The following is a 14,367-nucleotide window of genomic DNA, read 5'->3' on the forward strand; positions in this document are numbered from 1 at the left end:
AGTGCCCACAGACTTTATGGCATGCAGGGCCTTACGGAGGGTTAACCAGGACAACCTCGACGGGAAATCTACAATTAACGTCAACTTTTAAGATTGGTTGAGAAGCGTCGACTCAGATGGCGATTTCCGAGATGTCGCCGGGCAGCAATCTGCGCCATTGCGGGCCTAGCTGGTGCCTGAACCAGGTCGCCTGACGCTTGGCATATTGCCGTGTCGCGATCTTGGCCCGTTCGATGGCTTCGGGAAAGCTCATGTCCCCGGCCATCGCCGCCTGCAGTTCGCGCACGCCGATCGCCTTCATCGCCGGCATATCAGGGTCGAGGCCGAGCGCCATCAACTGTTTGACCTCTTCCAGCGCGCCCTGGTCAAGCATGCGGTCGAACCGCGCCTCGATGCGTTCCACCAGGGCCGCGCGGTCCGGCTCGATCACCAGGAATTTTGCGCTGCCGCGGTCGATCAGCGGCCGGCCGCGCGCCGCTTGCCACTCCCGGATGGAACGGCCAGACGCATCGAGCACTTCGAGCGCGCGCACGATGCGCTGGCTGTCTGTCGGCTTCAGCGACATGGCAACCGCCGAATCCTCATGCAGCAGGATGCGGTGCAGCTTTTCCGACCCCTGCTCCTTGAGTTCATAGCGCCAGCGGTCGCGGATCGGCTGCGGAATGTCGGGCATTTCCGAAATGCCTTCCGCCAGCGCCCGGAAGTAAAGCCCGGTGCCGCCGACGAAAATCACTGGCCGTTCGAAGAACGTGCCGTCAGGTCGCCCGGAAAGCGTGCCGTCGTCGATCAGCTTCATCACGTCGCGCAACCACGCGCCGGTGGAATAGGCAGTCGACGGAGGAACGTGGCCGTAGAGGAAATGCGGCGCGCGGGCGAGCTCGGCCGCACGCGGCCGCGCCGTCAGCACGTCGAGCACCGAATAGCACTGCATGGAATCGGTGTTGACGATGACACCGCCCTTGCGCTCGGCGAGATCGAGCGCCAGCGCCGACTTGCCGCTGGCGGTCGGCCCGGCTATCAGGATCGCGTTCTTCACGCGGCCCTCGCCCGCCTGCTCGTCGGAATTTTCAATGCCGCTCATCGCCACGCTTGTGTCCCATCCCGCCGGCCACGCATTGTCGGCCTCGCTTGCGAATATGGCGTCACGGTCGGTCGGCGCAAGCGCTGTTCGCTGGCTGGCCGAAGGCATCGCTTGCGATCTTGTCCTGCCCGAGGCCGCCAAAGCCACGGAGACGACCGCCAGCCTGCGCATCGCGCTGGCGTCCGAACCGCTCGACGTGATCGTCCAGCCATCTGACGGCAGGCGAAAAAAGATCCTCATCGCCGATATGGATTCGACCATGATAGACCAGGAGTGCATCGACGAGCTTGCCGACGAGATCGGCGTCAAGGATCGTGTCGCCGCCATCACGGCGCGCTCGATGAATGGCGAGATCGCGTTCGAACCGGCCCTGCGCGAGCGGGTGGCGTTGTTGAAAGGCCTCGACACTGCCGTGGTCGACCGCATCATCGCCAATCGGCTGACGCTGGCCTCCGGCGGCCGCGCTCTGGTGCAGACGATGCGGAAGAACGGCGCCTGGACGGCACTCGTCTCCGGCGGCTTCGACGTCTTTACCAGCCGCATCGCGGGCATGCTCGGCTTTCAGGAAAACCGCGCCAACCGCCTGATCGAGGAAAACAGGCGCTTTGCCGGCCTGGTCGCCGAGCCGATCCTCGGCCGCGCCGCCAAGGCCGATGCCCTGAACGAGATTTCGGCCCGCCTGGGCCTGACTGCGGCCGACGCCATTGCCGTCGGCGACGGCGCCAACGACCTCGACATGATCCGGCTGGCCGGCACCGGTGTTGCGCTGCACGCCAAGCCGACTGTGGCCGCGCAAGCCAAGGTTCGCATCGACCATGGCGATCTGACGGCGCTGCTCTATCTCCAGGGCTATCACCAGGAGGAGTTTGCCGGATGAAACCTATGCGCACCGAGCGCCTGATCCTGCGCAACTGGGAAGACCGCGATCGCGAACTCTTTCATCGCATCAATTCGGACGAGCGGGTGATGGAATTCTTTCCGTTCCGCCGCGAGCGTGCCGAGACGGATGCCAAGATGGACGAATTTCGGGGCTGGATCGCCGAGGACGGCTTTGGTTTTGCCGCCGCCGCGATTGCCGCGACGGGCGAATGCATTGGCTTTGTCGGCCTCTTGGAGACCGATCACGTGCCGTCCATGCCTTCAGATACGATCGAGATCGGCTGGCGGCTGGCGCCCGAATTCTGGGGCAAGGGCTATGTCACCGAGGCCTCCGAAGCCTGGCTCGCCTTTGGCTTCGAAACGCTTGATCGCGACGAAATCGTCTCCTTCGCCGTCGCGGCCAACCGCCGCTCGACGGCCGTCATGGAGCGTCTCGGCATGACCGCCGATCCATCGAGAGACTTCGATCATCCAGAGATTCCCGACAGCCACCCTCATCTCAAGAGGCACGTCCTCTACCGGCTTTCGCGGCAGGACTGGCAGGCAAGAAAAAAGGCGGCTAAGTAGCCGCCTTTTTCATATCAGGATCAGAGCGTTATCGGCCCTTCCGGATTCAATCCATGCGGATCGTAACGAACCGCAATTCGCCGGTCTTGGACGCCAGCATCAACAGCGCGTTCTTGCGCCCCTGCTCCTTCAGCGCGCCGATCCGGTCCATGACGTCCTTGGGCGTGGCAACCGATTCCTGCGCGATCTCGGTGATCACCTCGCCGGCCTGGATGCCGCGTTCGGCCGCGGCCGAATCCTTGGTGACGTCGGTGATGACGACGCCGGAAACGTCGGCGGCGATGCCGAACTTGGTCCGCGTCTCGTCGTTGAGTTCGCCGACGGTCATGCCGAGCACCGAAGCCGTTGAAACCGCCGGCGCCTTGTCGCCGCCCTTGTCCTCGTCGGCAGTGCCGTCTTCGCCGCTGGCGAGCTTTTCACCATCCTCGAGCCGGCCGAGCGTCACCTTCACCGTCTGCTCGACGCCCTTGCGCACGATGATCACGTCGACCGCCTTGCCGACCGGGCTTTCCGCCACGACGCGCGGCAGGTCGCGCATTTCATGGATGTCCTTGCCGTCGAACTTGATGATGACGTCGCCGGCCAGGATGGTGCCGTTGTCGACCGGTCCACCCTTGATGACACCGGCGACCAACGCGCCCTTGGCTGTCGCCATGCCGAGGCTTTCGGCGATGTCGTCGGTCACCGGCTGGATGCGCACGCCAAGCCAGCCGCGCCGCGTCTCGCCGAACTGGCGAAGTTGGTCGACGACGCCCGAGGCGAGCTGCGAGGGGATCGAGAAGCCGATGCCGATAGAGCCGCCTGACGGCGAGATGATCGCGGTGTTGATGCCGATGACCTCGCCCACGCTGTTGAACAGCGGTCCACCGGAATTGCCGCGGTTGATGGCGGCATCGGTCTGGATGAAGTCGTCATAGGGGCCGGAATTGATGTCGCGGTTGCGGGCCGAAACGATGCCGACCGTCACCGTGCCGCCGAGGCCGAACGGATTGCCGATCGCCATCACCCAGTCGCCGACACGCATCTTGTTGGAATCGCCGAACTTGACCGCTGTCAGCTTGTGCCCTTTCGGGTCGACCTTCAGCACGGCAACATCGGTCTTGGTGTCGGTGCCGACCAGCGTCGCCTTCAGCGTGATGCCATCGGAGAAATTCACCTCGATATCATCGGCGTCGGCAATGACGTGGTTGTTGGTGACGACGATGCCCTGCTCGGCGTCGACCACGAAGCCGGAACCCAGCGACTGCACTTTCTGCGCGCCGCCATCCTTGTCGCCGCCACGGTTCTTGAAGAAATCGTCGAAGAAATCCTGGAAGGGCGAACCTTCCGGAAGCTGCGGCATCGGCACCGCGCCCGGACCTTCCGTGCCCTTCACCGTCTGCGAGGTCGAGATGTTGACCACCGCGCCAAGCAGGCCCTCGGCAAGGTCGGCGACCGAAGCCGGCCCGTCCGCGGCCACCGTCGGCGTCACGAAGGACGGGACGGCAACGGCGCCGACGAGAAGTGCCGCTGCGCCGGCGATGAACGTCCGCCTCGCTGCGCGCAGAAGGGTGTTGGATGTCATCGAGAAGCCTCCCGGTGTTTTAAGAAAAAGAAAAGCGCTTTGGCAAAATGCCGCGTCGCGCCATGTTGGCAAAAAATACGGCACGTTTGCGGCTATGACTACCGGCAGAGGATAAATCCTCCGTTACAGCCAACCGCGCACCAGCCAGACGATGCCGACACCGATGGCGATCGCAGCCAACCCGGCAATGCGCAGCGCATTCTCCGGCATCGACAGCACCTCCCCGGCAAGTTTTTTGGCGAGGTTCGGAAAGCCGCCATAGACCAGGCCCTCGATGACGAGGACCAGGCCTATTGCCGCCAGGAAATCCTGCACCGGCCGTTACTGGCCGGTGCTCGGCTGTGTAGCCGGTGCAGCGGGTGCTGCCGGCGGAGCCTTGCCGTCGGGGTCGCGGAAGAAGCGGAAGAACTCCGAGTTCGGCGACAGCACCATCGTCGTGCCGCTATTGTCCAGCGCCGTGCCATAGGCGCTCATCGACCGGTAGAAATCGAAGAAGGCCGGATCGCGTTTGTAGGCATCGGCGAAGGTGGCGCTGCGCTGGGCTTCGCCCTCACCGCGCAGTATCTCCGATTCCTTCTGTGCTTCGGCGACGATCTCCACCACTTCACGGTCGGCGCGGGCGGTGATGCGCTGCGCCGCCTCTTTGCCGCGCGCCCTGAGCCGCTCGGCCTCGGCCAGACGTTCAGCCTTCATGCGGTCGAACGTCTGCTGCGAAACCTCGGCCGTCAGGTCGGTCCGGCGGATGCGCACGTCCTCGATCTGCAGGCCGAGCGAGGTGGCGTCGGGCCTGAGCTGATCGCGCACTTCGCGCATCATCACGGCACGCTCCTCAGAGAGTGCTGCCTCGAAGTCGCGCAGACCGTAGACACGGCGCAGCGCCGCATCGAGACGCGTCCGTAGCCGTGCCTCGGCCAGTCCGATCTGACCGGATACGGCGGCGCGGAACACGCGCGGATCCGAGATGCGATAGGCGATGAAAGCGTCGACCTCATAGAACTTGCCGCCCGAAACCTGGACGCGGATGTTATCGAGATCGAAGCGCAGCACCCGGTTTTCGATCAATTGCACGCTGTCGGCATCGAAGAAGGCGAAAGGCGCCTTGAAATAGATGCCGGGCTCATTCTTGACGTCGACGATCTCGCCGAAGCGCAGCACCAGCGCCTGCTGGCGTGCGTTGACGACGAAGACAGACGAATAGATCAGGAACAGGATGACCGCGGCGACGACCGCGAGGATGGGGAGACGGTTGGCCATCACTGGGCTACTCCCGTGGTCGTACCCAGCGCAGAAGGCGCCGGCGCCTTCTGCTGCAGTGCCGGCAGCGGCAGATAGGGAACGACCCCTTGCCCGTTGCCCTGTTCGACGATGACCTTGTTTGAGTCTTTCAGGACCTTCTCCATGGTTTCCAGATAAAGCCGCTTGCGCGTCACATCCGGCGCCTTGGCGTATTCGTCATAGACCGAGATGAAGCGCTGCGCCTCGCCTTCGGCCTCCTGCACGACACGGTTCTTGTAAGCGGCCGCATCCTCGCGGACCTGTGCCGCCGCGCCGCGCGCCTGGCCCAACTTCTGGTTGGAATACTGGTTGGCCTGCTCGACGAACTTGTCCTCGTCCTGCTCGGCGCGCTGCACTTCGTCGAACGCGTCGGCGACATCGCGCGGCGGCGCCGCGTCCTCGATCGAAACCGCATTGACGTTCAGGCCGGCCTTGTAGCCGTCCAGGGTCGTCTGGATGATTTCGCGCACCGACGCTGCAATACCCTGGCGGTCGTCGCGGAAGATGTCCTGGGCCGGTCGCCGGCCGACGGCTTCGCGCATGGCGCTTTCGGCGACCTGCTGCAGCATGCCTTCGGGATCGGAGACGTCGAACAGATAGGCCCGCGGATCGGAAACCTGATAGGCCACCGAGAACTGCACGTTGACGATGTTCTGGTCGCCGGAAAGCATCAGGCCGTTGCCGCTGGTGTTGCCGCCACCGATATCGACGAGCTGCTCTGCGATGTTGGCCGTCTCGACCGTTTCGATCGGCCACCAATGGAAATGCAGGCCGGGTTGCGAGAGTTCGGCCTTCGGCTTGCCGAAGCGCAACTCCACCGCAACCTCATCGGGTTGCACGGTGTAGACCGCCTTGAATGCCCACAGCACGACCAGTGCGGCCGCGATCAGTGCGAAGACGGCGGGGCTGGCGCCGCCACCGCCGGGCAGCGCGCGCCGGAGCCTGTCCTGGCCGCGCCGGATGATGTCTTCAAGATCGGGAGGCGAGCCTTGCGGACCGCTCGGTCCCTTTGGTCCCTGCCCCCAGGGCCCCTGATTGTTGCCGCCGCCGCCGCCCCATGGGCCGCCGCCACCGCCGCTTTTATCGTTCCAGGGCATGAATGTCCTTTCGCTTGGAATTCCCTCGGCGCCGGCGTTGCGGCGCGAAATCCAGTTGTTCTTCTATAGGGATGCCCGGGCGCGCTTTCAACGCGATCCGACACTGCATTGTCCGATTTGAGCCGGCGAAAGCGGCAAATTCCAATAAGTCGCCCTATGAATGCGGCCCATTGTCTAAGGGCAGGCACCAAATAGCAAAAAGTGGCTTCGCGTTGGCACGCATGGCATGGACGATGTTAGCCGGATTGTAGACGACTCCGCCGACGCCCGGCTCGTGCCACGCGTCGGCATTCTGCCGCCACTCGCCCTGCGACAAGACAAGATAGAGCTCTTCCGGTGGATGCCTATGGTCGGGATACGTCGTGTGCGGCGCCATCACCGAGACTCCGATCTCGATTGCGCTGCTCTGGACGAAGCCGCGCGGACCGACAATGAAGGAATCGGCGTAGTTCTCAGCCAACACCGCCGACTTGCGACGCTCGCTTTGGTTGTTCCAGCGGAGATTGGGTTCGATCTCACGCAACGCGACAGCGAGCTTGCCGAGATTGCCGCCGAGCTTTTCAAGATCGGCAAAGCACGCCGCAAGATGACGGCAGGCCGGCTGGCGTTGGGGCCGCTCATGGCTCGCCTGCGGCGCCTCAAGTGCCATGTCGCCGAAAATCCGCCTATGGGCAGCATCGCGCGCCGGATCATTTCCCATGCGTGAGCGGATCTCCATACTGAGCAAATCCATGAAAGCACCGAGCGGCCGATGCATGCTGACCGTCATGTAAATACCTGTGTCATTGGCCGGCGGCGCTCGTAAACCGAATAGCGCGTCGCATGGCTGTCCTTTTCACCAGCTGGGATATCCTGCGAACTGACAAGCCGCCACAAATCCGGGTCGATGTCAGGGAAATGCGCGTCGCCATCGACACTGGCCAGCACATGGGTGACGTGCAGACGGTCGGCCAGCGGCAGCGCCTGAGCATAGATCTCGCCGCCGCCGACGACGCAGATTTCGTCGGCGCCGGCCATGCAGCGCCCACGCACGGTCGCCAGTTTGATGGCCTCGTCGAGCGAATGCGCGATTTCGATGCCCTCGGCGCGCCAGGCCTTGTCGCGGGTCACCACAATATTCAGCCTGCCCGGCAAGGGCCGGCCGATGCCTTCATAGGTCTTGCGGCCCATGATGATCGGCTTGCCCATCGTATCGGCCTTGAAGCGCTTGAGATCGGTGGAAAGCCGCCATGGCAAGCCGCCATCGCGTCCGATCACGCCATTCTCGGCAATGGCAACATAGATCGCGAGGTCCATCAGTTGGCTTCCCCGGCGTCGTCATCCGACGGCTCCAAAAGCAATAGGTCGATGTTGTGCTCGGGATAGAAATCCTTCGCCGTCGTCTCGAAGGTCGTCGGCCCGACCTTTTTGACATTGTCACCGCAGAACGAGATCAGCGCTTTCGGATTGCCCTTGTCGACGGTCAACTTGAACTTGCCGATGCTGCCGTTCGCCCAGTTGCCGCCGGTGGTCAGGATATAGGAGATGCGTTTCTCGTAGAATTTGGGATAACCGTCCGGATCTTCCTTGGCCGCCTTGCTCACCGCATTCTCGAAATCGTTGTCCAGGCAATAGCGGGTCTTGTAGGGAGCATACTGGCTACCCTGGAACTTGCCGTCATAGAAGAAGCTGACGGATGACGTGCCGCCGACGCTGGGCTTGTAGCGGTGCGAGACATGGACATCCTTGTTGGCCGGAAAGGTCGAGTGCCACCAATAGGTCGAGCGCAACTGCCACCACGGCGTATAGACCTTGTTCGCCTCAGTACCGTCGCTTCCCGTATCCTCGATGATGATGCCACGGTTCTCCCAATCCTCGGCTACCGCCTTCGGCAGCTTCGCCAGGGCCGCCTTTGCCGCATCGCCGAATGGATTGAACGGCACGTTCTGCGCCTTCAGATCGGCGCCGATGTCGATGCCGAGCGCAAACACCTTCTGCTCGAGCTGCGGCTTTGCCGCAACGCCATCGATCGTCACCTCGAAGCCAAGGAAATTGTCGCTCTGATTTTCAGGGATCGCCGGCATTTCCTCCGGGTTACCTTCGATGTCAGGCAACGGGAAGGCGACGATGGCATCGACATCCTTGTCGGTGTTGTTGTGGAAGACGTAGTCGACCGTCACCTTTTCCGGCGAGATAAAGAGATCCTCGCTTTGCATCGACACCGCATCGCTGCGCGACAGGATCAGCCCGCCGGTGCCGAGTTCGGCGACCGAATCATTGGCCAATGCAGGTGCGGCAGAAAGCGCCAGCGCTGCGATCAGGATGGTACGAAACATGGAAGCCCCCTCGGCAAGAATGCCGCGGCGACACTAGACGTTTCAATGTGGCGTTTCAAAGCCCTTCAACATGCCCGGCAAGGCTTGCGCACATGTCATGGCCGTCTGGACACCGACGTTGCGATCGGGCAGGAGTTCGCCCATGCGCAAGCTTCTCGTCATCGGCATCGGCGCCGGCAATCCCGACCACATGACGGTCCAGGCCATCGACGGCCTGAACCGGGCGGACGTCCTGTTTATCCCCGACAAGGGCACGAAAAAGAACGACCTTGCCGAATTGCGCCGCCATATCTGCGACCGTTTCGTCACCAATCCGAAATCGCGTCGAGTCGAGTTCGACGTGCCGGTGCGCGCCGAACCGGCGCCCTCTTATCGCTCGACCGTCGATGACTGGCATGAGGCGATCGCGGCGATTTACGAAGGCCTGATCCGCGACGAGCTTGCAGACGACGGCTGCGGCGCCTTCCTGATCTGGGGCGACCCGTCGCTCTATGACAGCGCGCTGCGCATCCTCGAGCGGGTGGGGCTCAGAGGCAATGTCGGGTTCGAGCTGGAAGTCATTCCCGGCATCACCGCCGTCCAGGCGCTCGCCGCCGGCCACAAAATGGCGCTGAACCACATCGGCGATTCCATCCTGGTCACCACCGGTCGCCGCCTCACCGAGGAAGGCATGGCCGAAAATGCCGGCAGCACAGTCGTCATGCTCGACGGCAAATGCGCCTTCAACACGCTGGCCGACAAGGATCTCATCATCCACTGGGGCGCCTATCTCGGCACGCCCGACGAGATCCTGATCGCCGGCCGCCTTGGTGATGTCGGCGCCGCGATCGAGAAAACTCGCGAAGAAGCCCGCCGGATGAAGGGCTGGATCATGGACACGTATCTGCTGCGCAAGCAGGAATAGGGAGTAGTCGATAGTGAGCGGTGAAGCCGGCGTCGTTCCCTACTGCCTACTGCCTACTGCCTACTCACTACTGCCTATTCCCTCACCCCGCATCAATCTCCGCCTGCAGTGCCTCCATATGCGTCGCTGCCGCGGACGTCGCCGCCCGTTCTATGGCGCGAAAGCGGCTGACCACGGCGAGCCCTACAGACGTCAATTGGGCGCCGCCGCCTTTTCTGCCACCGGTCTGCGCTGCGACCAGCGGCTTGCCGAACACCCGGTTCATGTCCTCAACCAGATCCCAGGCGTGCTTGTAGGACATCTCCATGCCGCGCGCCGCGGCCGAGATCGAGCCGAAGGCGGCGATCTGCTCGAGAAGCTCGATCTTGCCGGGTCCGATGCGCCCGTCCGGATCGAGGTTTATGCGCAAGCTCAGCGATGGCATTTCCGGTCCTCCGCAGTCACGTCCTTACCCACATTAGGCCCTCAACGCGCTCACCGGTATTCCAAATCGATATAACGACATCGTTCGCGACTATCCATGCGCCTCGGCAGGCAGGCCGGCGCCGGTATTCGCCCGATCGAAGCTCACCGTCTTGACCACCGCGAAGACTTTTCCGCCGAGCCGCAATTTCAGCGTCTGCCGCGACTGCTCGGTGATGCGGGCAAGCACGATGGCGCCGCTGCAGTCGATGCCGATTTCGACCGAGGGTCCCTCGCCCGGCTTTATCGCGATGATCGTGCCTGGCAAAATGTTGAGTGCACTGAGCCCCGCCGGCTGCTCGGTGGCGATCATCACGTCGCGGGCGCGAATACGGATGCGCACCGGGGCACCGGCCGCCATTGCCAGCCGCGGCACACGGATCTCGCCCGCTGCCGAGCCAAGCACGGTCATGCCGAACGCCTCGTCGTGGCGCAGCACGCTGGTGTCCAGCACCGCGCCGCCTTCTCCGCGCTCTTCCGCCGGCAGAAGGTCGAGCCGCTGCATGATCGCCCCGGTCGGGCCGAAAGCGGCTACCTGGCCTTGCGACAGCACCACCACGTCGCTTGCCAGCCGCGCCACCTCGGCGACGGAATGGCTGACATAGACGATCGGGATTTTCGTCTCGTCGCGCAGCCGCTCGACATAGGGCAGGATCTCGGCCTTGCGGGCTTCGTCGAGCGAAGCCAGCGGCTCGTCCATCAAAAGCAGTTTCGGACTGGCCAGCAGCGCCCGGCCGATCGCCACGCGCTGTTTTTCGCCGCCGGAAAGCTTTGCCGGCCGCCGGTCGAGCAGATGAGCGATGCCAAGCAAGTCGACCACCGCATTGAAATCCGCGTAGCGCTCCGCCGTCGGCGTAAACCAGTGGCCATAACGAAGGTTGCCGGCGACGCTCAGATGCGGAAACAGCCGCGCGTCCTGGAACACCATGCCGATTCGCCTTTTGTGCTTCGGCATGAACAGGCCGGCATCGGTATCGACCAGCACACGGCCGTCGACTTCGATCCGCCCCTTGTCGGGCCGGATCAGCCCGGCGATCAAATTGATCAGCGTCGTCTTGCCGGAGCCGGAGGGCCCGAACAGCGCGGTCAGCCGCCCGTCGCTCTCGAAGCGGGCGTCGATGCCGAAATCGCCGAGGCGATGGCTAATGTCGACGAGAACACTCATTCGATGTCCATCCGCCGGCCGACGCGCCGCGCCAGCACTTCCGAGGCGACCAGCGCCGCCATCGAGATGACGATCGAGATCAGCGTCAGCCGCAGCGCGCCTTCATCGCCGCCCGGCACCTGCGTAAAAGTATAAATCGCCGACGGCAGCGTCTGCGTCTCGTTCGGGATGTTGGAAACGAAGGTAATGGTCGCGCCGAATTCGCCCATCGCCTTGGCAAACGACAGGATGGCGCCGGCAATCAGGCCAGGCAGGATCAACGGCAGCGTGATGGTGGCGAACACCCACACAGGATTGGCGCCAAGCGTTCCCGCCGCCGCTTCCAGCTTGCGATCCACCGCCTCGATCGACAGCCGGATCGCCCGCACCATCAGGGGAAAGCCCATGACGCCACAGGCCAGTGCCGCGCCCGTCCAGCGAAAGGAGAAAACAATGCCGAAATGCTCGGCAAGAAAGGCGCCGGCCGGGCCGCGCTTGCCGAAGGTCAGCAGCAGCAAATAGCCGGTCACCACCGGTGGCAGGATCAACGGCAGATGCACCAGCCCGTTGAGCAGCGTCTTGCCCCAGAATTGGCCTCGGGCAAGCACCAGTGCGATCAATATGCCCGGTGGCAGGCTGGCGAGCATCGCCACCGTCGCTACCTTGATGGACAGCCGGACCGCATTCCATTCGTCGGGAGTGAGGTCCAGCAGCCAGTTCATGCGTCAGGCGTTGCCTTAGTTGCTCGGCGCCAGGATCGTGAAGCCTTGTGCCTTGAACAGTTCCGCCGCCTTGGCAGACTCAAGACACTTCAGGAAAGCCGGCGTATCCTTGTCCTTGGAATCGGCCGTCTGGGCAACCGGATAGATGATCGGCGGGTGCGAATCCTCGGGGAAGGTGCCGACCACCTTCACAGCTTTGTCGGCATGCGCGTCGGTGGCGTAGACGATGCCGAGCGCCGCTTCCCCGGTCGAGACCAGCTTGAGCGCTGCGCGCACATTCTCGGCCTGCGCCACCTTGCCCTCGACCGAGGACCAGACGCCGAGCGATTCAAGTGCGGCCTTGCCGTATTTGCCGGCCGGCACCGCCTTGAAATCGCCCATGGCGAGCTTGCCGTCGCCGATAAGCTTGGCGAGGTCGAAACCCTTCTCGATCTTGGTCTCGGCCTTCGAATCCTTCGGCGCCACCAGCACGATCTGGTTGCCGAGCAGCTTCACTTGCGTGTCGGGCTTGGTCAGCTTCTTGTCGGAAAGGTATTTCATCCAGTCGAGATCGGCCGAGATGAAGACATCGGCCGGCGCGCCGCCCTCGATCTGCTTGGCCAGCGCCGAGCTTGCCGCGTAGGAAATGGTCGCGGCTTCGCCGACATCGGCCTCGCAGGCCTTGTTCACGGCGTCAAGGCCGTCCTTGAGGCTCGCCGCGGCAAAAACCACGACCTTGTCTTCGGCATGCGCCGCCGGCACGGCAGCCATCAGCGCCGCCGCAAAACCACCGATCGCAATCGCCCTCAATCCAAAACCTTTGCGCGTCAGCATGAAATTCTCCCTGGGTTTGAAATTCGCTCGGCTCGCAGCCTGCCGACCGATATATCCGGATGAACATAACAAGGGAAGGCTTTTGCTCTACGCCACCATTGTGCCTCGAGGCTATCGCAGCCTACGATGGTTTCGATCGGATACAGCGAAATAAAGATCGAAGGAGACGTATTTTGAAAATCAGTGCCCGCAACATCCTCAAGGGAACAATCGTCGAAATCGTCAAAGGCGCCACAACCTCGCACGTTCGTATCGACATTGGCGGTTCGGTCATCACCGCCTCGATCACCAACGAGGCCGTCGCCGACCTCAAGCTTGAAAAGGGCAAGCAGGCCTATGCCGTGATCAAGGCCTCGGACGTCATGGTCGGCATCGATTGACAGCGATGGTCGGGCAGACGTCCTGCAAATTCCGACATTGAACCTAAGGTGTGTTCAGGTCAGGCCGAGTCGAAAATGGCTGATACCGAGAACCGGAGCGGAGCGTACTTAAGTACGTGAGCACCGGAAGCGCAGGTATCAGCCATTTGCAGGCCGGCCTCACCTGAATATCGGCACGCCTTAGACCGCGATCGGCGCCTTGATCGTGGCATCGGCGAGGTAGTTCTCGAGCCTGAAATCCTCGAAGCGGAAAGCAAAAAGATCGTTCACCTCGGGATTGATCCACAGCGTCGGCAGCGCCTTGGGCGTGCGCCGCAACTGTTCGCGCGCCTGCTCGAAATGGTTCGAATAGAGATGCGCGTCGCCAAGCGTATGGATGAAGTCACCCGGCTTCAGCCCGGTGACTTGCGCCACCATCAGCGTCAGCAGCGCGTAGGACGCGATGTTGAACGGCACGCCGAGAAAGATGTCGGCGGAGCGCTGGTAGAGTTGGCAGGAGAGCTTGCCCTCCGAAACATAGAACTGGAACAGGCAGTGGCAGGGCGGCAGCGCCATGGCTTCCACCTCGGCCGGGTTCCACGCTGAAACGATCAGCCGCCGCGAATTAGGGTTCTTGCGTATCTCCTTGAGAAGATTTGCAATCTGGTCGATCCCGCCGCCATGGCCATCCGGCCACGAGCGCCATTGCTTGCCATAGACCGGGCCGAGGTCGCCGTTCTCGTCGGCCCATTCATCCCAGATGGAGACGCCGTGGTCGTTGAGATACTTTATGTTGGTGTCGCCGGCCAGGAACCACAGGAGCTCATGCACGATCGACTTCAGGTGCAGCTTCTTGGTGGTGGTGACCGGAAAGCCGCGCGCCAGATCGAAGCGCATCTGGTAGCCGAACACCCCGCGCGTGCCGGTGCCGGTGCGGTCGCCGCGATCGGTGCCGTTTTCCAGCACATGCTTCAAAAGGTCGAGATATTGGCGCATCGGTTCGCCTCGATTCGGGGTCTCACCAATCATAGCGCAAGTATGCCCTGACGCCACGCCTGTCTGAAATCTTACCCATCCTGGCAGGCTGATGCGGTGGAGACCTTTTTCAGAATTCGCTCTGGCGAGTCGAATGGCGTGGTTTTCGAGAACCGGAGCGGAGCGTACTTAAGGTACGTGAGCACCGGA

General features: G+C 62.8%; 17 protein-coding genes. 4 read left to right on the forward strand and 13 right to left on the reverse strand.

Going from position 1 to position 14,367, the window contains the following annotated elements:
- Positions 1-112: 112 nt before the first annotated feature.
- Positions 113-1,081: a tRNA (adenosine(37)-N6)-dimethylallyltransferase MiaA gene (gene miaA / locus AC1DVW_RS12350; RefSeq protein WP_477323403.1), complete on the reverse strand. Its 969-nt coding sequence runs from the start codon at positions 1,079-1,081 to the stop codon at positions 113-115.
- Between miaA and serB the strand changes: the two genes are divergently transcribed.
- A complete protein-coding gene (gene serB / locus AC1DVW_RS12355; protein ID WP_477323404.1) occupies positions 1,071-1,958 on the forward strand; it encodes a phosphoserine phosphatase SerB in 888 nt (295 codons plus the stop codon). The two genes, miaA and serB, sit on opposite strands and share 11 nt — an antisense overlap.
- The gene (locus AC1DVW_RS12360) at positions 1,955-2,527 is read left to right on the forward strand and encodes a GNAT family N-acetyltransferase (protein WP_477323406.1); all 573 of its coding nucleotides are present in this window, start codon (positions 1,955-1,957) and stop codon (positions 2,525-2,527) included. Before serB ends, AC1DVW_RS12360 begins: the two co-directional genes overlap by 4 nt.
- A 46-nt stretch (positions 2,528-2,573) precedes the next feature.
- Here the strand turns inward: AC1DVW_RS12360 and AC1DVW_RS12365 are convergent, their stop codons facing one another.
- The 7 genes from AC1DVW_RS12365 to AC1DVW_RS12395 form a co-directional block, all read right to left on the reverse strand.
- Positions 2,574-4,091 (reverse strand): DegQ family serine endoprotease, encoded by a 1,518-nt coding sequence (locus AC1DVW_RS12365; RefSeq protein ID WP_477323408.1) that lies wholly within the window; start codon positions 4,089-4,091, stop codon positions 2,574-2,576.
- A 123-nt stretch (positions 4,092-4,214) separates the two neighbouring features.
- Positions 4,215-4,406 (reverse strand): DUF2065 domain-containing protein, encoded by a 192-nt coding sequence (locus AC1DVW_RS12370; RefSeq protein WP_477244753.1) that lies wholly within the window; start codon positions 4,404-4,406, stop codon positions 4,215-4,217.
- 6 nt (positions 4,407-4,412) lie between these two features.
- On the reverse strand, positions 4,413-5,345 hold the full coding sequence (hflC, locus tag AC1DVW_RS12375) for a protease modulator HflC (protein WP_477277153.1): 933 nt from the start codon (positions 5,343-5,345) through the stop codon (positions 4,413-4,415).
- Positions 5,345-6,463 (reverse strand): FtsH protease activity modulator HflK, encoded by a 1,119-nt coding sequence (gene hflK, locus AC1DVW_RS12380; protein ID WP_477244750.1) that lies wholly within the window; start codon positions 6,461-6,463, stop codon positions 5,345-5,347. Before hflK ends, hflC begins: the two co-directional genes overlap by 1 nt.
- A 154-nt stretch (positions 6,464-6,617) precedes the next feature.
- Positions 6,618-7,232, reverse strand: a complete 615-nt coding sequence (locus AC1DVW_RS12385) for a dimethylsulfonioproprionate lyase family protein (protein WP_477323410.1) — start codon at positions 7,230-7,232, stop codon at positions 6,618-6,620.
- On the reverse strand, positions 7,229-7,759 hold the full coding sequence (locus tag AC1DVW_RS12390) for a dihydrofolate reductase (RefSeq protein ID WP_477323412.1): 531 nt from the start codon (positions 7,757-7,759) through the stop codon (positions 7,229-7,231). Before AC1DVW_RS12390 ends, AC1DVW_RS12385 begins: the two co-directional genes overlap by 4 nt.
- Positions 7,759-8,778 (reverse strand): DUF4424 domain-containing protein, encoded by a 1,020-nt coding sequence (locus AC1DVW_RS12395; RefSeq protein WP_477277157.1) that lies wholly within the window; start codon positions 8,776-8,778, stop codon positions 7,759-7,761. The genes AC1DVW_RS12390 and AC1DVW_RS12395 overlap by 1 nt, the downstream gene beginning before the upstream one ends.
- 142 nt (positions 8,779-8,920) lie before the next feature.
- Between AC1DVW_RS12395 and cobF the strand changes: the two genes are divergently transcribed.
- Positions 8,921-9,682, forward strand: a complete 762-nt coding sequence (cobF, locus tag AC1DVW_RS12400; protein WP_477323414.1) for a precorrin-6A synthase (deacetylating) — start codon at positions 8,921-8,923, stop codon at positions 9,680-9,682.
- A gap of 82 nt (positions 9,683-9,764) precedes the next feature.
- Here cobF and AC1DVW_RS12405 read toward each other — a convergent pair whose 3' ends face one another.
- The 4 genes from AC1DVW_RS12405 to modA all read right to left on the reverse strand — a co-directional run bounded on the left by AC1DVW_RS12405 (position 9,765) and on the right by modA (position 12,823).
- Positions 9,765-10,106: a winged helix-turn-helix domain-containing protein gene (locus AC1DVW_RS12405; protein WP_258600902.1), complete on the reverse strand. Its 342-nt coding sequence runs from the start codon at positions 10,104-10,106 to the stop codon at positions 9,765-9,767.
- A 90-nt stretch (positions 10,107-10,196) separates the two neighbouring features.
- Positions 10,197-11,309, reverse strand: coding sequence for a molybdenum ABC transporter ATP-binding protein (modC, locus tag AC1DVW_RS12410; RefSeq protein WP_477323416.1), 1,113 nt, complete (start codon positions 11,307-11,309; stop codon positions 10,197-10,199).
- Positions 11,306-12,010 carry a molybdate ABC transporter permease subunit gene (gene modB, locus AC1DVW_RS12415; protein WP_477277163.1) on the reverse strand — a complete coding sequence of 235 codons (705 nt, stop codon included), beginning with the start codon at positions 12,008-12,010 and terminating at the stop codon, positions 11,306-11,308. The genes modC and modB overlap by 4 nt, the downstream gene beginning before the upstream one ends.
- 15 nt (positions 12,011-12,025) lie before the next feature.
- Positions 12,026-12,823, reverse strand: coding sequence for a molybdate ABC transporter substrate-binding protein (modA, locus tag AC1DVW_RS12420; protein ID WP_477323418.1), 798 nt, complete (start codon positions 12,821-12,823; stop codon positions 12,026-12,028).
- Positions 12,824-12,996: 173 nt separating this feature from the next.
- On the opposite strand from modA, the gene AC1DVW_RS12425 reads away from it, so the two are divergent.
- Positions 12,997-13,203: a TOBE domain-containing protein gene (locus AC1DVW_RS12425; protein ID WP_477323419.1), complete on the forward strand. Its 207-nt coding sequence runs from the start codon at positions 12,997-12,999 to the stop codon at positions 13,201-13,203.
- 180 nt (positions 13,204-13,383) lie between these two features.
- On the opposite strand, the gene AC1DVW_RS12430 is transcribed toward AC1DVW_RS12425, so the two are convergent.
- On the reverse strand, positions 13,384-14,178 hold the full coding sequence (locus AC1DVW_RS12430; protein WP_477323421.1) for a thymidylate synthase: 795 nt from the start codon (positions 14,176-14,178) through the stop codon (positions 13,384-13,386).
- Between the last annotated feature and the right edge of the window lie 189 nt (positions 14,179-14,367).

Source organism: Mesorhizobium sp. P3_B5 (assembly GCF_056402815.1).